Origin of the sequence: Streptomyces sp. SLBN-8D4, assembly GCF_049739545.1 — a bacterium.
Lineage (GTDB): Bacteria > Actinomycetota > Actinomycetes > Streptomycetales > Streptomycetaceae > Streptomyces > Streptomyces canus_C.
On the sequence record NZ_JBMGQC010000001.1, the window covers coordinates 3,983,728 to 4,002,247 of the forward strand.

The following is an 18,520-nucleotide window of genomic DNA, read 5'->3' on the forward strand; positions in this document are numbered from 1 at the left end:
ACCGGTCACTCGCCGCACTCCCGTGCCCGGTCCAGCAGCAGCTCCCGCTCCCGTTCGTTGCGGGTCAGCGCGGCCGCCCGCTCGAACTCGGCCCGCGCCTCGGTCGTCCGTCCGAGGCGGGCGAGGAGGTTTCCGCGCACGCTCGGCAGCAAGTGGTAGTCGAGCAGCGCGGGTTCGTCGGTGAGCGCGTCGACGATCTCCAGGGCCGGGCCGGGGCCCTCGGCCACCGAGACGGCGACCGCGCGGTTGAGTTCGACGACCGGGGAGGGTGCGCGCGCGGCGAGCAGGGCGTAGAGGGTGGCGATGGCCGACCAGTCGGTCTCGTCGTAGGAGTACGCGTGCGCGTGGCAGGCGGCGATGGTGGCCTGCAGGACGTAGGGGCCGGGGGCGCCCGCGGCCGTGGCGTCGGCGCGGGCCAGGGCCTTGATGCCGCGGGCGATGAGCATGCGGTTCCAGCGGCTGCGGTTCTGGTCCCTGAGGAGCACCGGCTCGCCGCGCGGCCCGGTGCGGGCGGCCGTGCGGGAGGCCTGGAACTCCAACAGGGCCGCCAGGCCGTGCACTTCGGGCTCCTTGGGCATGAGGGCGGACAGCAGCCGGGCCAGGCGCAGGGCGTCCTCGCACAGGGAGGGGCGCAGCCAGTCGTCGCCGGCGGTGGCCGCGTAACCCTCGTTGAAGATCAGGTAGATGACGTCCAGGACCGAGCCGAGCCGGGCCTCGCGGTCGGGGCCGTAGGGCACCTCGAAGGCGATGTTCTTCGTGGCGAGGGTCCGTTTGGCGCGCACGATGCGCTGGGCGACCGTGGCCTCCGGGACGAGGAAGGCGCGGGCGATCTCGGGGGTGGTCAGGCCGCCGAGGAGGCGCAGGGTGAGGGCGGTACGGGCCTCCGCGGACAGCACCGGGTGGCAGGTGGTGAAGACGAGCCTGAGCAGGTCGTCGTCGATGTCCTCGGGGTCGGCGGGCTCCTCCGGCGGGGCGGTCTCCGACAGGTCCCGGCCGATCTCGGTCAGCTTGCGGGCGTAGTTCTCCCGGCGGCGGACCAGGTCCACCGCCTTGCGCCGCGCGATGGCCATGAGCCAGGCGCCCGGGTTGTCGGGGACACCGTCGCGCGGCCACTGCTCCAGCGCCGCGACCAGCGCGTCCTGTGCGAGCTCCTCGGCGATGCCGACGTCCCGGACGACCCGGGTGACGCCGGCGATGATCCGGGGCGACTCCATGCGGAAGACGGTCTCGACGGAGGATCGGGCGTCGGTGTGGGAGGGCTGTGAGGTGGTCACAGCCCCCCATTCGACACCGCTGCGGCCGTGGAGCCAAGGAAGCGGGCTCAGCCCTCCATGATCTCCCGCACCTCGCAGGTGACCGTCCAGTGCTCCTCGTGCACCTTCAGGAAGCGCTTGGTCCACTCGATCGCCTCGGCCATGTCCTTGGCCTGGACGATCGCGTACCCCCCGACGACCTCCTTCGCCTCGGTGAAGGGCCCGTCGGTCACCGACAGCTGCCCCTTCTCCCACCGCACCCGGGTCCCCTGGGCGGTCGGCGTGAGCCCGGCGGTGTCGAGCAGCACCCCGGCCTTCGTCATCTCCTCGATCAGCTCGCCCATGCGTTGCATCAGGGCGTCGCTGGGACCCTCGGCGGGGGCGGTCTTCTCGTCGATCTGGACCATCGACAGGTAGCGCGGCATGGTGACTCCTCGGTCGCTGCGGGGCCGGTCCTTCCCGGCCTCTCACCAGTGCGTCGATCGGGAGAGGCCGGGATCGACAGACCCCGCGGATTTCTTCGGAGATTTTTTCAGGGCCCCTCAAGCATGGGCCTGACCTGCTACGACAGCGAGCCGCCGAAGATCGCCCGCTCGACCGGCGCCCCGACCGCGCGGGGACCGAAGGTGAACGCCGCGTCCGTCACGATGCCGGTCGGACGTCCCCGCAGCGACCAGACCGCGCCCTCGCCGGTGTTCTCGCCGGGCGCCGCCGCCGCGAGGTCCGCGTAGCCGTTGCCGTTGATGTCGTGGAGGCTGACCGAGCGGCCGAAGTTGTCGCTCGCCTCCGCGGCACCGGGGACGCCGTCGGTGTCCTGGGTGAAGCCCTGGGCGCCCGTGCCGGTCAGGCCGCCGCGACCGCCGTAGAGGACGTTGACCATGCCTGCCCCTTGCTTGTCGCCGAGCCTCTCGCCGGGCGAGCCCACCGCCACATCGGCGTAGCCGTCGTTGTTGACGTCACCGGCGGTCACCGCGTCGCCGAAACGGTCATCCTCCTCTTTGCCGCCGGGGACTCCTTCGGTGTCCTGGCTGTACGACTTCCAGGTCGACGCCGGCTTCAGGCCGGAGGCCGAGCCGAGGGCCACGGTGACCGAGGAGTCGTTCGGGACGCCCCGGACGACGTCGTCGAAGCCGTCGCCGTTGACGTCGCCGAAGGCCACCTGGCCGCTGCCCTCGGGGGAGTCGGCGTAGGTGAAGCCGCTTCCGGAGGCGTTGGCCAGGTACAACTGGGAGCCGATGCCGCCGTCGCCGGTGTAGACGGTCAGCGCGAGGTCGTCGCGGCCGTCGCCGTTGACGTCACCGGCGGCCGCGTACATCACGTCGAAGGGCTCCACCTTGGTCGAGCCGAACTCCTGCGTGGCGGTCGGCTTCCCGTCCCGGGAGATCGGGCCCCGCCAGACGGTGGCCTCGGTGCCGAGCGGGTCGTCGCCCGGGGCACGACCGCCGCGGAACAGGACCAGGTCCGGCCAGCTGTCACCGTCGAAGTCGCCCGCCTGGGTGGTCGCCGCGGGCACGGACACCCCGCCGGACAGGCCCTCCTTGGCGCCCCAGACGACGACCGCGTCCCGGTTCGAGTCCGCCTGTCCGATGATCAGGTCGGTGCGCCCGTCGCCGTCCAGGTCCCCCGTGGACAGCTGGTAGCCGAAGTTCTCGCCCGCGGCGGGATCGCCCGGGATTCCGCTGGTGGAGCGGCTGATGATGGTGCGGTGGTCCTTGGTCAGGCCGTGCGGGCCGCCGTACATGACGGTGACGTAGCCCGCCCCCCGCTTGCCGCCGATGGTGGCGATCGGGGCGCCGACGGCGAGGTCCTTGTAGCCGTCGCCGTTGAAGTCGTCCTGGACCGCCTTCGATTCGGCCGCCGCGGCGCTGCCGGCGAGAGCGGGGATCCCGCCGAGCGCGAGCACTCCGGCGATCAGCGGTACGGACCAAGCTCTGTACGAACGCGAGTTGGACATCTGTGTTCCCCCTGGTTACTGCAGTGTGGTCACCGCAACAGACACCCCTGGACGCCCGCTGGTTGCGGCAGTCATCCAGTTTTTCGGTGAACACGTCAGCGAGAACTCAGCGCAGCGACTCCCACAACTCGCTCGCCGCGGGCTCCTTCGCCACCACCCGGTTGGGGTCCGAGGGCGCGGTCACCACCGGCATGGTCACCGTCTTCACCTCGTCGCCCGACAGGCCCTTCAGGCTCTCGCCGAGGCTCGTCAGCTCGGTCAGGGAGTCGAGGCCGGTGTCGGTGGTGAGGCTGCCGGTGATCGCGTCGGCGACGGAGTACAGCTTGGCCGGGCTCGTCAGGAGGTTCGTCGTGGAGATCTGCTCCAGCAGGGCCTTCACCAGCTTCTGCTGGAGGCCTATGCGGCCCAGGTCGCTGCCGTCGCCTATGCCGTGCCGGGTGCGGGCGAGCGCGAGGGCCTGCTTGCCGTTCAGGTGGTGGGTGCCCGCCTTCAGACGCAGGTGGCTGTCGTCGTCGGTGATGTCCTCGTCCGTGGTCACCGTGACCCCGCCGAGGGCGTTCACCAGCTTCGCGAAGCCCGAGAAGTCGATCTCGATGTAATGGTCCATGCGGACGTCCGTGATCGACTCGACGGTCTTGACCGCGCACACCGGACCGCCCAGCGCATAGGCGCTGTTGAACATCGAGCCGTACGAGACCGCCGTCGAGCCCCCGCTCTCCAGGGGGCAGGACGGGCGGGTGACGAGGGTGTCGCGGGGGATGCTGACGACGGTTGCCGCGGTGCGGCCCGCGTCGATGTGCACGACCATCGCCGTGTCGGACCGGGCGCCGGTGCTGCTGCCGCCACCGAGCGCCTCGTTCTCCTCGCCGCTGCGCGAGTCGGAGCCCAGGACCAGGATGTTCACGGCCTCGGTGGGCAACGGCGCCTCCTGCGAGGCGGTGGGGGTCGGGGTCGGCTTGGCGGGGCGGTCGTCGCCGAGCGCGCTGTTGATGTCGACGCTCTTGATGTTGCTGTTGAGGTGCCAGTACGCCCAGCCCGCCGCGGAGCATCCCGCGACCAGCGCTCCCGCGAGGGTGAGGCCGACGACCTTCAGCACTCTCGGCCGCCGGCCCACTCGTCCACCCTCGTCGTCTCCCGTCACAGGGACGAACGTAGGTCCGAATTATTACGAGGAACGGCGCCCGGGCGGCTTTCTTCGGAAAATCTCAGACTTCTCATCCCAGCGTCACGACCGGCACCGGATGTCGGGCACCTCCGAAAGTTTCGGTGGTGCAACCGATTGGCTTCGCCCCCGCGGCACATTCCTAGGCGCCCGACTCCGGCCCGGCGCAGCGCGCCGTGCTGCTGCGCACCACCAGGCTCGTCGCCAGCTCCACGCGGGTCGCCGCCGGGCTGCCGCCCTCCCGGCCCAGGTCGAGGACCAGCTTGGCCGCGGCCTCGGCCATCTCGGTCAGCGGCTGCCGTACGGTCGTCAGCGGCGGTCCCACCCAGGGCGCCACCGGAAGGTCGTCGAACCCGACCACGCTCAGGTCCTCCGGGATGCGCAGCCCCAGCTCGCGGGCCGCCTCGTACAGGCCGAGCGCCTGGAGGTCGTTGCCGGCGAAGACCGCGGTGGGCCGGTCCGGGCGGCGCAGCAGTTCCAGGCCCTGGCGGTAGCCGGTCTCGTGGTGGAAGTCGCCGGCCATGATCAGCTCGGGGTCGACGGGGAGTCCCGCGGTCTCCAGGGCCGCCCGGTAGCCGTCGACCCGGGCGCGGCTGCACATCATGCGGGAGGGCCCGCTGATCGCACCGATCCTGCGGTGGCCCAGCTCGACGAGGTGCCGGGTGGCGGCGAGTCCGCCCTGCCAGTTGGTCGCGCCGATGGAGGGGACGTCGGCGCCCGGATCGCCGGCCGGGTCCATGACCACGAACGGGATCGACCTGCTGCCCAGCAGCGCGCGCTGGGACTCGTCGAGCCCGGACAGCACGAGGACGACCCCGTAGGGGCGGCGGGCGGCGACCTGGTCGGCCCAGGTGCGCCCGGGGGTGAGCCGTCCCGCGCTCTCGCTCAGCACGACACTGAGCCCGGCGTCGCGGGCCACGTTCTCCACCCCCCGGATGACCTCCATCGCCCACGCGCTCTCCAGCTCGTGGAAGACCAGGTCGATCAGGGGCGAACGGCTCGCCTCGGCACGCCGGCGGCGGTAGCCGTGCGCGCGCAACAGGTCCTCGACGCGGGCGCGGGTCGCGGGGGCGACGTCGGCCCGGCCGTTGAGGACCTTCGAAACTGTCGGCGCCGAGACGCCGGCCTCCCGGGCGATCTCGGCGAGGGTCGCGGTCTGCTGCGACCGTCCCACCGCAGGGGAAGTCGTCCGGGTTTCAGCGGGCTCCGGGGGTGTCATGGCGGCGATCGTATCCCTGCGCGACCTCTTGACGAACCCTCTTGACGGCCCTAGGTTCCCAAAACATTCGGATTACATATCGAAACATTCGTGAGGTTCGTCGACCTGCCAGTCGAGCCCGACAGGAGTTACATGACCACCGCGCCCTGGCGTGACCCCGCCCTGACCGCCTCCGCCCGCGTCGACGACCTCCTCTCCCGGATGACCCTGGAGGAGAAGACCGCCCAGCTCTACGGCGTGTGGGTGGGCGCCAACACGGACGGGGACGGAGTCGCCCCCCTCCAGCGCGAGATGACCGCCGACTACGACTGGGCCGAGCTGATCACCCGGGGTCTTGGCCAGCTCACCCGCCCCTTCGGCACCGCCCCCGTGGACCCGGCGCTGGGCGCGCAGGCACTGGCCCGCGCCCAGCGCCGTATCACCGAGGCCGGCCGCTTCGGCATCCCGGCACTTGCCCACGAGGAGTGCCTGGCCGGCTTCACCACCTGGCAGGCCACCGCCTACCCGGTCCCGCTCGCGTGGGGTGCGAGCTGGGACGCCGGACTGGTCGAGGAGATGGCCGGCGCCATCGGCCGCGACCTGCGTGCGGTCGGCGTCCACCAGGGACTGGCCCCCGTTCTGGACGTCGTCCGCGACCCGCGCTGGGGGCGGGTCGAGGAGACGATCGGCGAGGACCCGTACCTGGTGGGCACGATCGGCGCCGCCTATGTCCGCGGCCTGGAGTCGGCCGGGATCGTCGCCACGCTCAAGCACTTCGCCGGGTACGCCTCCTCGGCCGGCGCCCGCAACCTCGCGCCCGTGCGCGCGGGCGTGCGCGAGTTCGCCGACATCACCCTCCCGCCCTTCGAGTTCGCCCTGCGCGAGGGCGGGGCGCGCTCGGTGATGGCCGCGTACACCGACACCGACGGTGTCCCGGCCTCCGCCGACCCCGGCCTGCTGACCGAACTGCTGCGCGAGGAGTGGGGGTTCACCGGCACGGTGGTCGCCGACTACTTCGGCGTCGGCTTCCTCCAGACCCAGCACCGGATCGCCGGCACCGAGGCGGGCGCGGCGCACGCGGCCCTCGCGGCGGGCCTGGACGTCGAACTGCCGACCCTCAAGTGCTACGGCACCCCCCTGATCGAGGCCGTCCGCGCGGGCGAGGTCCCCGAGTCCCTCATCGACCGGGCGGCCCGCCGGGTGCTGCTCCAGAAGTGCGAGCTGGGTCTCCTGGACGAGGACTGGAGCCCGGAGCCCACCGAGCGGATCGACCTCGACTCGACGACGAACCGGGCCCTGGCCCGCCGCCTCGCCGAGGAGTCGGTGGTCCTCCTCGACAACCCGGACGGCCTGCTCCCGCTGGCCCCGGACACCCGGATCGCGGTGGTCGGCCCCCGAGCCGCCGACGCCCTCGCCATGCTGGGCTGCTACTCCTTCCCCTCCCATGTCCTCACCCACCACCCCGACATCCCGACGGGCATCGAGATCCCCACGGTCCTCCAGGCGCTCCGCACCGAACTCCCCGACGCCAAGGTGACGTTCACCGAGGGCTGCGGGGTCGACGACCCGGACACCGGGGGCTTCGAGGAGGCGGTGGCCCGGACGGCCGAGGCGGACGTCTGCGTGGCGGTGCTCGGCGACCGTGCGGGCCTGTTCGGCCGGGGCACGTCGGGCGAGGGCTGCGATGTGACGGACCTTCGACTGCCCGGAGTCCAGGGTGAGTTGCTGGACTCGCTGCTCGCGACCGGCGTCCCGGTCGTGCTGGTCCTGCTGACCGGCCGCCCCTACGCGCTCGGCCGCTGGGACGGCCGGCTCGGCGCGGTCGTGCAGGCCTTCTTCCCCGGGGAGGAGGGCGGTCCGGCCGTCGCGGGCGTGCTGTCGGGCCGGGTCAACCCCTCGGGCCGCCTCCCGGTGAGCGTGCCGCGGGTGCCCGGCGGCCAGCCGTGGACCTACCTCCAGCCGCCGCTCGGCCTCGCGGGCGAGGTCAGCAACCTGGACCCGACCCCGCTGTACGCCTTCGGACACGGGCGCTCCTACACGGAGTTCGTGTGGGAGGAGTTCACCGGGGGTGGGCCGGCGGAGATCGGCACGGACGGCACGTACGACGTGTCACTGACCGTGCGCAACGCGGGGGAACGGGCGGGTGCCGAGGTCGTCCAGCTGTATCTGCACGATCCGGTGGCCTCGGTGACCCGCCCGGACGTCCGGCTGATCGGCTACCAGCGGCTGGAGCTGGAGCCGGGTGAGTCCCGCCGCGTGACCTTCCGCTTCCACGCCGAGCTGTCGGCCTTCACCGACCGCAAGGGCCGCCGCGTCGTCGAACCGGGGGACCTGGAGCTCCGGCTGTCGGCGTCGAGCGCGGAGGTCCGGCACACGGCACCGCTGCGTGTCACGGGCCCGGTGCGGGAGGTGGGCACGGACAGGCGGCTGCGCTGCGAGACGGAGGTGTCGTAGAACCCGCGGTCACTGAACCGACTCGAACCGCCACCGGTGCACGGCCCGTGCGACCAACTCATCGCCCGGCTCCGGGAGTTCGGGCAGCTCGGCGTCGTAGGCCGCGTCCCACCACGTGATGACGAGGACGCGGTCCTGCGGCGCCCGGAGGGTCTCGCGCCGCAACGGCCGTACGGCAAGCTCCTGTCGGCGGGCCCAGGCGAGGAGCTCCTCGCCGCGGCCCTCGACCGCCCGGGCCTCCCACATCAGCGCGACCGTCACGAGTAGAGGTTCTCCTTGCTGACCTCGTGCACATGGTCGTGGCCCGGCACGTGCGGGTCCGTCACCGGCAGCGAGGAGTCGGCGGAGAGGTCCCAGCTGGAGGCGGGGCGGTTGCGTGCCACCATCTCGGCGCCGAGGGCGGCGACCATCGCGCCGTTGTCGGTGCACAGCTTGGGCCGCGGGACCCTGAGGCGGATCCCGGCGGCCTCGCAGCGCTCCTGGGCCAGGGCCCGCAGCCGGGAGTTGGCGGCCACACCGCCGCCGATCATCAGGTGGTCGACGCCCTCGTCCTTGCAGGCCCGCACGGCCTTGCGGGTCAGCACGTCCACGACCGCCTCCTGGAAGGAGGCCGCCACGTCCCGCACCGGCACCTCCTCCCCCGCGGCCCGCCTGGCCTCGATCCAGCGGGCGACGGCCGTCTTCAGGCCGGAGAAGGAGAAGTCGTACGCCGGGTCGCGCGGCCCGGTCAGTCCGCGCGGGAACGCGATCGCCGACGGGTCGCCCTCGCGCGCGTACCGGTCGATGACCGGGCCGCCGGGGAAGCCGAGGTTCAGCACCCGGGCGATCTTGTCGAAGGCCTCGCCGGCCGCGTCGTCGATGGTCGCGCCCATCGGCCGGACATCAGAGGTGATGTCGCTCGACAGCAGCAGCGAGGAGTGGCCGCCGGAGACCAGCAGCGCCATCGTCGGCTCGGGCAGCGCCCCGTGCTCCAGCTGGTCGACGCAGATGTGGGAGGCGAGGTGGTTGACGCCGTAGAGGGGCTTGCCGAGGGCGTAGGCGTACGCCTTCGCCGCGGAGACCCCGACGAGCAGCGCGCCGGCGAGTCCGGGGCCCGCGGTGACGGCGATGCCGTCGAGGTCGCGCGCGCTCACCCCGGCGTCCTTCAGGGCCCGCTCGATGGTCGGCACCATCGCTTCGAGGTGCGCCCTGCTGGCCACCTCCGGCACCACGCCACCGAACCGGGCGTGCTCGTCGACGCTGGACGCGATGGCGTCGGCCAGCAAGGTGGTCCCCCGGACGATGCCGACGCCGGTCTCGTCACAGGAGGTCTCGATGCCCAGGACAAGCGGTTCGTCAGCCATTGATCTCGGTTCCTCGGTCGGATGTCGATACCGCGGCGGAGCCGCTGTCGGATGCTGTGGTCAGTCGCATGACCAGGGCGTCCACGTTGCCCGGCTGGTAGTAGCCGCGCCGGAACCCGATGGCCTCGAAGCCGAAGCGCTCGTAGAGCTTCTGGGCGCGGATGTTGTCGATCCGGCACTCCAGCATCACTTCGGCGCACTCGAAGGCGGTCGCGGCCCGCAGCAGCTCGGTCAGCAGGGTCGCCCCGAGTCCGGTGCCCCAGTGGTCACGGGCGACGGCGATCGTCTGGACGTCGGCCAGCTCACCCGCGGAGGCGAGACCGGCGTATCCCACGATCCGCCCGCCCTCCTCGGCCACCACGTACCGCCGGGTGGCCTCGGGCCCCCGGGAGTGCGCGAGCTCGGACCAGAACATGCCCCGGGACCAGGCGTCCTCCGGGAAGAGGTCCTTCTCCAGCTCCAGCACGGGGTCGATGTCCCACCAGCGCATCTCACGCAGCACGGGAATCACGGGTGTGGTCACTTGGGGGTGACCACCTTGTAGTTCTTGGGCACCTGCGCGTCGGGCCGCCGCAGGTACAGCGGCCGCGGGGCGGGCAGTTCCTCCCCGGCCTCGATCCGCTCGGCGGCGAGGGCGGCGAGCGCGGCGGCCGACACATGCTCGGGCTCGCGGGCCACGGGGAAGGTGTCCGGGTAGAGCAGCGCCCCGGCACCCACCGCGGGCAGCCCCTCGACCTGCTCGGCGATGTCGGCGGGCCGGTCGACCGCGGGATCGCTCGTGCGGGTGCGCGGGTCGGCGTAGGTGGCCCAGTAGACCTCCTTGCGCCGCGCGTCGGTCGCCACGACGAAGGGGCCCTCACCGAGGCCGGACGCGTAGGCGAGTCCGTCCAGGGTGCACATCCCGTGCACGGGGATCCCGAGCGCGAGCCCGAAGGTGTCGGCGGTCATGAGCCCGACGCGCAGTCCGGTGTAGGGCCCGGGTCCGATGCCCACGACGATCCCGGTGACCGCGTCCAGCTTCACCCCCGCGTCCGCGAGCACCCGGTCGACGGCCGGCAACAACAGCTCCCCGTGCCGACGCGCGTCCACCTGAAGGAACGAGGCGACGACGTCCCGCCCGTCATGCAGGGCGACGGTCACGGCGGGGGTGGCGGTATCCAGAGCGAGCAAGAGCACGCAAACAGCCTACGGCTCCGGGAGGACCTGAGCGGCCGCAGGCCGCAACCGGGGCTCGAAGGGGGTACCGGCGTGCGGCGCCGCCGCACGCGCGTGACCGGCCGGGACGGCACGGGACCCGCTCGACAACCTGCTACGGTCGCCACAAATCAGGACCAAGTACTCAAGAGGTGACCGGTGGCAACCAGCAACGCGACTTTCGTGACCGCCCTCACCACTGCGGCCCTCGCGACGGTCGGTCTCCTCGGCTACCAGGCCGCCGCGACGGTCCCCACCGGGACACCGGCCGGCAGCGGCCCCGCGGCCGTCGCCGCGAAGGTCCCCCGCCACCAGCAGGACCCCGCCGCCCTGCCGCCGGGCTCCGGCGCAGGTGAACGCGTCGTGTACTCCCTGGACGACAACCGCGTCTGGCTGGTCGGCTCCGGCGACAAGGTCGTCCGCACCTTCGAGGTCATCCCGGGCACCGTCGACCCCGCTCCCGGCGTCTACGAGGTCACCTCCCGCTCGAACTCCGTGACCGGCACCGACGGCACCCCCATCGAGCACGTGGTCCGCTTCACCAGCGTCGACGGCGTGGCGATCGGCTTCAGCGCGGCCGTGCGGGCGACTCCCCCCGCCGACATGCCCCCCGTGCCGACGGGCGGCATCCGGGAGTCCCGCCGGGACGGCGACGCGATGTGGGACTTCGCGACGATCGGGGCGCGGGTCGCGGTGATCCACTGAGCCGGTCGCTTGGGCCACCTTCGGACGCGACGGGGCGCCGGGCCGCCTTCGGACGCGGCGGGGCGCCGGGCCGCCTTCAGACACGGCCGGGCGTTCTGGCCGCATCGAGCGCGGCCGGGCATCAGGCCACCCACGGACACGGCCGGGCGGTCTGGCCGCATCGAGCGCGGCCGGGCATCAGGCCACCCACGGACACAGCCGGCCCCAGGCCGCTTTGGGGCGCGGCCGGGCATCAGGCCGCCTTCGGACGCAGCCGGGCGTCAGGCCGCCTTGGGGCGCTCCGCGGCAACCGCCCGCGCCGTCCCCGGATCGGGCACCCGTGGTGGCGTGGAGACGGCCTCGGCCGCCGCGCAGGACGCCAGCAGATCACGCATGGACACACCGCCGACGAGCGCGTACGGCTGCGGCTGGGACCGGTTCTCGGTGGCCGGCATGGACGCCTCCTGAAGTTCGGGGGCGGCGTAGTTAGGTACACCTAACTACGAGCGGGATACCATGTGACCACGCACGAGACATCCAATGCAACATCTTGCCGACGGATTGTCGGAACGTTCACAGGAACGCGCGGTGCTCAGGCGGTGAGCACCCCGAGGTCGGCCGTGCCCCACCGCTCCCCGACCGGAGTGAACGTCACGTGCCGCACCTCGTCGGTGGTGTCACCGACCGCGCGGTGGATCTGCACCTGGAGCCGGTCCTCGGTCAGTTCCTCGACCTTGCCCTCGCCCCACTCCACGACGATCACCGACTCCGGCAGCGACACGTCGAGATCGAGGTCCTCCATCTCGTCGAGCCCGCCGCCCAGGCGGTACGCGTCCACGTGGACCAGCGGCGGCCCGTCCCCCAGGGACGGATGCACCCGGGCGATCACGAAGGTCGGCGAGGTGACGGCCCCCCGCACCCCGAGCCCCTCACCGAGTCCGCGGGTCAGCGTCGTCTTGCCCGCGCCGAGCTCCCCGCTGAGCATCACGAGGTCCCCGGCGCGCAGCAGCTTGGCGAGCTTCAGGCCCAGCTCGCGCATCTGCTCGGGGGAGGTGACGGTCAGCTCGGTCTCAACCGGGTTGCGCGGTACTGCTTCCATAACCGCCAACGGTAGCCCCTGCGGGCACCGCCCCCGCGCGGGTGAGCAGGTCGGCGAGGCGGTCGGTGACCACTTCCGGGTGCTCCAGCATGACCAGGTGCCCGGCGTCCGGGACCAGCACCAGCTCCGCCTCCGGCAGCAGGGAAGCGATCGCCTCGCTGTGCTCGCTGGGCGTGACCATGTCGCCCACCCCGGCCAGGACGAGCACCGGCTTGTCCGCGAAGTGGGCGAGGGCGGCGGTCTTGTCGTGGTTGTCGAACGCCGGGTAGTACTCGGCGACGACGTCGATCGGGGTGCCCTCGATCATCCGCTCGGCGAACCGGACGACGGCCGGGTCGACGTCCCGGGAGGCGAAGGAGTACCGCTTGATGACCCCGGCGAACAGGTCGGCGGTGGCCCGCCGTCCCTTCTCCACCAGGTCGGCCCGCTGCCCCAGCGCCTTGAGGACGCCCGGCAGCACCCGCCGTACCGCGTTGACGCCCGCGACGGGCAGCCCGAAGTTGACCTCGCCGAGCCGCCCGGACGACGTGCCGACCAGGGCCACCGCGACCACCCGGTCACGGATCAGCTCGGGGTACTGGTCGGCCAGTGCCATGACGGTCATGCCGCCCATGGAGTGCCCGACGAGGACGATCGGTCCCTGCGGCACGGCCGCGTCTATGACGGCCTTCAGGTCCTGTCCGAGCTGGTCGATGTCGACCGGCACCCCGTCCTGCACCTGCCGCACACCCCGCCCGGACCGTCCGTGGCTGCGCTGGTCCCAGTGCACGGTCCGTACGACGCCCCGGAGCGCCGCGCGCTGGAAGTGCCAGGAGTCCTGGCTGAGGCAGTAGCCGTGGCTGAAGACGACGGTGACGGGCGCGGGGGCCTTGCGCCCGAACAGCCGGCGGCGGCGCGGCGACAGCGCGGGCCCCGCCTCCGGGTCGACGTCGTCGACCTCGTAGTACAGCTCGGTGCCGTCGTCGGCGTGCGCCTTGCCGGGGGTGCCGCGAAGGGAGCCGTACGGCCCGGTCGAGTCGAGGGCGAGCCGCGCCTTCTGTCGCATCCCGCGCCCGACGGTGAGCCGCTCCAGGGCCACTCCCGCCGCCGCGCCGGCGGCGATCACGCCTATCGCGGCGCCGGCGACCCCGGTCGCCCGGCGCCAGCCGGCGCCGGCCCCCGTCGCGGAGGCGAGGGCCATCGACGCGGCGGCGTCGACGACGGCCTCCGCACTGCTCTCGCTCACGTACCGCTCCTGTTCACTGGGTCGGGTGATACCGGTGTCGCACGACTGGCTGTTCTGACGCCCACTGTGCGGTTACCCCGCTTGTTCCTCATTCACATAGACGCGGGGAACGCGCGTTCCGATGCGGGTCACGATTTCGTAGGCGATGGTGCCCGCGGCCTGCGCCCAGTCCTCGGCGGTGGGCTCGCCCCGGTCCCCGGGGCCGAAGAGCACGGCCCGGGTGCCGGTGGGGGGCTCGTCGCCGCCGAGGTCCACGACGAACTGGTCCATGGCGATCCGCCCGGCGACCGTGCGCCACTTGCCGTCGACCAGGACCGGTCCGGCCCCGGAGGCGTGGCGCGGGATGCCGTCCGCGTAGCCGACCGGCACGAGGCCGAGGGTGGTCTCGCCCGGGGTGACGTAGTGGTGGCCGTAGCTGACGCCATGGCCGCCGGGGACCCGCTTGACCAGCGCGATCGACGCCGACAGCGTCATCACCGGGCGCAGTCCGAAGTCGGCGGGGACGCCGAGCTCGGGGCTGGGCGAGATGCCGTAGGTCGCGATGCCGGTGCGGACGAGATCGAAGTGGCTCTCCGGAAGCGTGAGCGTGGCGGGCGAGTTGGCGATGTGCCGCACCTCGGGGCGCACGCCCCGGCTCTCGGCGTACGCCAGCATCTCCCGGAAGAGGGTGAGCTGGGCGGCGATGGAGGGATGCCCGGGCTCGTCGGCGCAGGCGAAGTGCGACCAGAGACCGGTGACGCGCAGGAGTCCTTCGGACTGTGCGCGCACGGCCTCGGCGACCAGCTCGGCCCAGTCCTCGCCGGGCTGGCAGCCGTTACGCCCGAGGCCGGTGTCGGCCTTGAGCTGCACGCGCGCGGGGACACCGGCTTCGCGGGCCGCCGCGACGAGCTCCCGCAGCGCCCACATCCCGCTGACGGAGACGTCGAGGTCGGCCTCGATCGCCTCCCGCCAGGGGCCGCCGGGCGTCCACAGCCAGCACATGATCCGCCCCGGCAGCCCCGCCTTCCGCAGCGCCAGAGCCTCCTCCGGCGTGGCGGTCCCGAGCCACCGCGCGCCCGCCTCGACCGCGGCGCGGGCACAGGGCACCGCGCCGTGGCCGTACGCGTCGGACTTGACCACGGCCATGAGGGCGGCGCCGGACGCGCGGGCGCGCAGGGCCCGCACGTTGGCCCGCAGCGCGGCCAGGTCGATCTCGGCGCGGGCGCGCAGCGGTGCGGTCGGGGCAGTTGCTGTCTCGTTCATGGCGCCCCCAGTGTCTCAGAGGCCACCGACACCGCCGATGAGCACGTCCCGGGACGTACCCAGGACGCGCCCACGCGCGCGTCACGCGTGCGTCACAGGACGCGCCCACGCGTGCGTCAGAGGATCAGACCGTGCCGGGCCAGGTACTTCACCGGGTCGATGTCGGAACCGTACGGGCGCCGGGCGCGCACCTCGAAGTGCAGGTGCGGGCCGGTGGCGCGCCCGGTGGCACCGCTGCTCCCGAGCCGGGTACCGGCCTTGACCTTGGCGCCCCGCGCGACCGAGATGCGCGACAGGTGGGCGTAGACGACGTACCGGGAGTCGCTCAGCTTGATCGTCACGGCCTTTCCGTACGCACCCGACCAGCTGGCCAGGACGACGACGCCGCTGCCCACCGCGTAAACCGGGGTTCCCGTCGGCACCGCAAGATCCACTCCGGTGTGGTAACCGGCCAGCCAGTTTCCCCGCACCCCGTAGCGCATGGTCACCCTGGCCCGTTTCCGGATGGGGCGAGTCCACTTGGCCGGTGCCAGGGCGCGGTCGCTGACCTCGATGTCCTCGGCGGCCGCCAGCTGCTCCTCGTATTCCTGGTCGTAGTCGCCGCCGCAGTTGCCGCCGGGCTCTTCCTCTAAGGGTTCCGGGTGGTCCTCGCGGAAACCGAGAACGGGACTCCCCAGAACGACTGCCGCTCCGCCCAGCCATTCACGCCGGGTGGTGCCTCGTATATTTGGCTCATCCATGCGGCCAGCGAAACATCGCCCTTTCGGCTCCGCATATTCGGCCGAGCGGTATTGGTCCCATCAGGTACTAGTTCGCGCTCATGCACCCGTCTGCCAGGCCGCGGTCAGGCATCCCGCACGTCCCTCCAGGCCGCCGGTACGGCCTCGGCCACGTCGTGCGCCCCCACCGGTGCCCCGTCCGCCGCGAACCGTCCGGCGAGACCGTGCAGGTACGCGGCCGTGCTGCCGGCGTCCAGGGCGCTCAGCCCCGAGGCGAGCAGGGACCCCGCGAGGCCGGACAGGACGTCCCCGCTGCCGGCGGTGGCCAGCCATGCCGTCCCGGTCGGGTTCACGCGTACGGCGCCGCCGCCCGCGTCGGCGACCAGCGTGGTCGACCCCTTGAGCAGCACGGTCGCGCCGTAGCGCCCGGCGAGTTCCCGCGCCGAGGCCAGCCGGGCCCCCTCGACCTCCGCGCGCGGCACCCCGAGGAGCGCGGCGGCCTCTCCGGCGTGCGGGGTCATGAGGGTCGGCGCGGTCCGCGCGCGTACGGCGTCCCGGCCGGCGAGCCGCAGCCCGTCCGCGTCGATGAGCACGGGCACGTCCGACGCCAGCACCTCGCCCACGGCCGAGGCGTCGTCCCCGGCGCCCGGTCCGACGACCCACGCCTGCACCCGCCCGGCCTGCTTCGGCCCCCGGTCGGAGACGAGCGTCTCGGGGAAGCGGGCGATCACGGCGTCCGCGGCGGGCCCGACGTACCGCACGGCCCCGGCGCCGCCGCGCAGCGCCCCGTACACGGCGAGCACGGCGGCCCCCGGATAGCGCGCGGACCCGGCGGCGATCCCGACGACTCCTCGCCGGTATTTGTCGCTCTCGCCGGTCGGCACGGGCAGCAGCCGTCGTACGTCGGCGTGTTGGAGGGCTTCCAGTTCCGCCTCGGCGGGCAGGACGGCCCTCAGCCCGATGTCGACGAGCCGCACCGAACCGGCGTACTCCCGCGCGGGATCGATCAGCAGACCCGGCTTGTGCGTCCCGAACGTGACGGTCAGGTCGGCCTGTACGGCCGCCCCGCGCACCTCACCGGTGTCGGCGTCGACGCCGCTCGGCAGATCCACGGCGACGACGGCGGCCCGGGACCGCTCGGCCACCTCCGCCAGCCGGGCCGCGTCGGGCCGGAGACCGCCCTTGCCGCCGATCCCGACGATCCCGTCGAGGAGCAGGTCGGCCTCCTCGATCAGCCGCTCGGCACCGTCGATCCCCGCGGCCCGCCCCCCGGCCCGCCGCAGCGCGGCCAGCCCCGCGGAGTGGGCGCGTTCGGGCGCGAGCAGCACCGCGGCCACCCCGGCGCCCCGCCGCGCCAGGCGCGCCCCCGCGTAGAGGGCGTCCCCGCCGTTGTCCCCGCTCCCGACGAGCAGCACGACCCTGCGGCCGTACACCCGCCCCAACAGGTCCGCGCAGGCGGCGGCCAGTCCGGCGGCCGCCCGCTGCATCAGCGCGCCTTCCGGAAGGCGTTCCATCAACTCCCGCTCGGCGGTCCTGACCGTGTCCACGTTGTACGCAGTACGCATGGGTTCGAGTGTCCCCCGTCGCGGGCGGAGATGAACAAGATGGGAGACGGGCTCGGAACGATCGGTTCCGGCCGTCGACGCGGGAGCCCGGTTCCCCGAAAGCGCATTCCCAGTCAGGACCGGCAGGGAATGGGGACCCGAGACGTTCACTTCCAGCCAGATTCACGCTCGTTTCCCACCCGAAACGTAAGCGCTCACCAGGCACCATCACGCACTTGTGGCATATGCCCGGACCTGAGGTCGTCTCAGACGTCATGGCAGCTCCCTCCCACCCCTGTGCGGAACGCTCCGCAAAACGCACACTGAGGTCGTTTCGGCGAGCGCAGCCGCATCCGCGGCCGTCGCCCATCCTGTGGAGGACGTTCCGCGATGACCGACCCGGACAGACCCGTCGGGCACCTCACCCTGGCCGTCCGCTGGGCCGGGCGCCTGCTGTGCTGGAGCCTGGCGGTCGCCTGGACCGCGGCCGCGGTCGACGTCACCGCCTCCCCGCACACCGGCTGGTGGGACACGCTCTGGCCACTGCCCTGGTATCTCACCTGCGCGTCAGCCGTAGCCTGGGCCGCGCTGCGCGCTTGCGAGAAGTCGACCGGCGGCAGTGGTCGTGGCCCGCAGGCCGAGAAGGACGTCCACACGGAGTGGGACCAGGCCGCCTGAGGGCCGGGACGGCGGTGTCGGGGGTCACCCCTCCGCGATCACCACGGCCGACGCGATCCCGGCGTCATGGCTGAGCGACACATGCCACGACCTCACCCCGAGAACGGCGGCCCGCGCGGCAACGGTCCCGGTGACCCGCAGCCGGGGCTGCCCGGTGTCCTCGACGAACACCTCGGCGTCGGTCCAGTGCAGTCCGGCCGGCGCCCCGAGCGCCTTGGCCAGGGCCTCCTTCGCGGCGAACCGGGCGGCGAGCGAGGCGATCCCCCGCCGCTCCCCACTGGGCAGCATCAACTCGCTGTCCAGGAACAGCCGCCGGGCCATCCCCGGCGTACGCTCCAGCGACGCCGCGAACCGCTCGATCTCGGCGACGTCGATACCGACCCCGATGATGCTCATCCGGGCACTCTACGATCCGACCGGCGCCGGTCACGAGATCGGCTTGTCGGCCTCTCCGTACTCGGCGAACAGGTCCTCGGCCCGCTCGACCGTGCGGGAACGCTCCAGCCAGGCGTCCATGCGGTCGAGATCGGTGCAACTGGTGATGCGCTCACGCACGCTGTCCGGCACGGGGATACCGCGTACCTCCAGCACGGAAAGGATGCCCTTGGCTTCACCCTCTGCCTTCCCTTCTGTTTTCCCCTCCAGATAGGCCGTCTCACGAACCGTTCCCCGGCCAGGGAAGTAGCTGACGAAGGACATGATCCGATTCCATTTCTCTCCGGCTGGGGTCTTGCCCAGCGTGACCTCAAGGAAGTCGAAGAAGTACTCGGC

20 protein-coding genes are annotated in these 18,520 nt (G+C 72.7%); 3 read left to right on the top strand and 17 right to left on the bottom strand.

What is annotated here, in order from left to right; all coding sequences use genetic code 11:
- Positions 1-5: 5 nt before the first annotated feature.
- From RKD20_RS17680 to RKD20_RS17700, 5 genes are all read right to left on the bottom strand, one after another.
- Positions 6-1,274: an RNA polymerase sigma factor gene (locus tag RKD20_RS17680; RefSeq protein WP_424878577.1), complete on the bottom strand. Its 1,269-nt coding sequence runs from the start codon at positions 1,272-1,274 to the stop codon at positions 6-8.
- A gap of 47 nt (positions 1,275-1,321) precedes the next feature.
- Entirely contained in the window at positions 1,322-1,678 is a 357-nt protein-coding gene (locus tag RKD20_RS17685; RefSeq protein ID WP_007384124.1) for a YciI family protein, read from the bottom strand.
- Between the two features lie 137 nt (positions 1,679-1,815).
- Complete coding sequence (locus tag RKD20_RS17690; protein ID WP_424878578.1) at positions 1,816-3,207, bottom strand: FG-GAP-like repeat-containing protein; 1,392 nt, start codon at positions 3,205-3,207, stop codon at positions 1,816-1,818.
- A 106-nt stretch (positions 3,208-3,313) separates the two neighbouring features.
- A complete protein-coding gene (locus RKD20_RS17695) occupies positions 3,314-4,348 on the bottom strand; it encodes an LCP family protein (RefSeq protein ID WP_424878579.1) in 1,035 nt (344 codons plus the stop codon).
- A 163-nt stretch (positions 4,349-4,511) separates the two neighbouring features.
- The gene (locus RKD20_RS17700) at positions 4,512-5,588 is read right to left on the bottom strand and encodes a LacI family DNA-binding transcriptional regulator (protein ID WP_424878580.1); all 1,077 of its coding nucleotides are present in this window, start codon (positions 5,586-5,588) and stop codon (positions 4,512-4,514) included.
- A 132-nt stretch (positions 5,589-5,720) separates the two neighbouring features.
- On the opposite strand from RKD20_RS17700, the gene RKD20_RS17705 reads away from it, so the two are divergent.
- A complete protein-coding gene (locus tag RKD20_RS17705; RefSeq protein ID WP_424878581.1) occupies positions 5,721-8,021 on the top strand; it encodes a glycoside hydrolase family 3 N-terminal domain-containing protein in 2,301 nt (766 codons plus the stop codon).
- Between the two features lie 9 nt (positions 8,022-8,030).
- Here the strand turns inward: RKD20_RS17705 and RKD20_RS17710 are convergent, their stop codons facing one another.
- From RKD20_RS17710 to tsaB, 4 genes are read right to left on the bottom strand one after another with little or no spacing between them, the layout of a single operon-like run.
- The gene (locus RKD20_RS17710) at positions 8,031-8,282 is read right to left on the bottom strand and encodes a hypothetical protein (protein WP_424878582.1); all 252 of its coding nucleotides are present in this window, start codon (positions 8,280-8,282) and stop codon (positions 8,031-8,033) included.
- The gene (tsaD, locus tag RKD20_RS17715) at positions 8,279-9,364 is read right to left on the bottom strand and encodes a tRNA (adenosine(37)-N6)-threonylcarbamoyltransferase complex transferase subunit TsaD (RefSeq protein WP_020118573.1); all 1,086 of its coding nucleotides are present in this window, start codon (positions 9,362-9,364) and stop codon (positions 8,279-8,281) included. The genes RKD20_RS17710 and tsaD overlap by 4 nt, the downstream gene beginning before the upstream one ends.
- Positions 9,357-9,887, bottom strand: a complete 531-nt coding sequence (rimI, locus tag RKD20_RS17720; RefSeq protein WP_424878583.1) for a ribosomal protein S18-alanine N-acetyltransferase — start codon at positions 9,885-9,887, stop codon at positions 9,357-9,359. Before rimI ends, tsaD begins: the two co-directional genes overlap by 8 nt.
- Entirely contained in the window at positions 9,884-10,540 is a 657-nt protein-coding gene (gene tsaB / locus RKD20_RS17725; protein ID WP_424878584.1) for a tRNA (adenosine(37)-N6)-threonylcarbamoyltransferase complex dimerization subunit type 1 TsaB, read from the bottom strand. Before tsaB ends, rimI begins: the two co-directional genes overlap by 4 nt.
- A gap of 177 nt (positions 10,541-10,717) precedes the next feature.
- Here tsaB and RKD20_RS17730 point away from each other — a divergent pair, with 177 nt between their 5' ends.
- Positions 10,718-11,263: a hypothetical protein gene (locus RKD20_RS17730; protein ID WP_424878585.1), complete on the top strand. Its 546-nt coding sequence runs from the start codon at positions 10,718-10,720 to the stop codon at positions 11,261-11,263.
- 260 nt (positions 11,264-11,523) lie between these two features.
- Here RKD20_RS17730 and RKD20_RS17735 read toward each other — a convergent pair whose 3' ends face one another.
- The 6 genes from RKD20_RS17735 to RKD20_RS17760 all read right to left on the bottom strand — a co-directional run bounded on the left by RKD20_RS17735 (position 11,524) and on the right by RKD20_RS17760 (position 17,092).
- Entirely contained in the window at positions 11,524-11,697 is a 174-nt protein-coding gene (locus RKD20_RS17735) for a hypothetical protein (RefSeq protein WP_424878586.1), read from the bottom strand.
- Positions 11,698-11,834: 137 nt separating this feature from the next.
- Positions 11,835-12,341 carry a tRNA (adenosine(37)-N6)-threonylcarbamoyltransferase complex ATPase subunit type 1 TsaE gene (gene tsaE, locus RKD20_RS17740; protein ID WP_424878587.1) on the bottom strand — a complete coding sequence of 169 codons (507 nt, stop codon included), beginning with the start codon at positions 12,339-12,341 and terminating at the stop codon, positions 11,835-11,837.
- Positions 12,313-13,566, bottom strand: coding sequence for an alpha/beta fold hydrolase (locus tag RKD20_RS17745; RefSeq protein WP_424878588.1), 1,254 nt, complete (start codon positions 13,564-13,566; stop codon positions 12,313-12,315). The genes tsaE and RKD20_RS17745 overlap by 29 nt, the downstream gene beginning before the upstream one ends.
- A gap of 72 nt (positions 13,567-13,638) precedes the next feature.
- A complete protein-coding gene (alr, locus tag RKD20_RS17750) occupies positions 13,639-14,808 on the bottom strand; it encodes an alanine racemase (RefSeq protein WP_424878589.1) in 1,170 nt (389 codons plus the stop codon).
- 116 nt (positions 14,809-14,924) lie between these two features.
- Positions 14,925-15,548 carry a M23 family metallopeptidase gene (locus tag RKD20_RS17755; protein ID WP_424878590.1) on the bottom strand — a complete coding sequence of 208 codons (624 nt, stop codon included), beginning with the start codon at positions 15,546-15,548 and terminating at the stop codon, positions 14,925-14,927.
- Positions 15,549-15,652: 104 nt separating this feature from the next.
- A complete protein-coding gene (locus tag RKD20_RS17760) occupies positions 15,653-17,092 on the bottom strand; it encodes an NAD(P)H-hydrate dehydratase (RefSeq protein WP_424878591.1) in 1,440 nt (479 codons plus the stop codon).
- A 369-nt stretch (positions 17,093-17,461) separates the two neighbouring features.
- Here RKD20_RS17760 and RKD20_RS17765 point away from each other — a divergent pair, with 369 nt between their 5' ends.
- A complete protein-coding gene (locus tag RKD20_RS17765; RefSeq protein WP_424878592.1) occupies positions 17,462-17,749 on the top strand; it encodes a hypothetical protein in 288 nt (95 codons plus the stop codon).
- Between the two features lie 24 nt (positions 17,750-17,773).
- Here the strand turns inward: RKD20_RS17765 and RKD20_RS17770 are convergent, their stop codons facing one another.
- Together RKD20_RS17770 and RKD20_RS17775 are read right to left on the bottom strand one after the other, a co-directional pair.
- Positions 17,774-18,145 (bottom strand): holo-ACP synthase, encoded by a 372-nt coding sequence (locus RKD20_RS17770; RefSeq protein ID WP_424878593.1) that lies wholly within the window; start codon positions 18,143-18,145, stop codon positions 17,774-17,776.
- Positions 18,146-18,175: 30 nt separating this feature from the next.
- A complete protein-coding gene (locus RKD20_RS17775; RefSeq protein ID WP_424878594.1) occupies positions 18,176-18,448 on the bottom strand; it encodes a hypothetical protein in 273 nt (90 codons plus the stop codon).
- Positions 18,449-18,520: the final 72 nt, after the last annotated feature.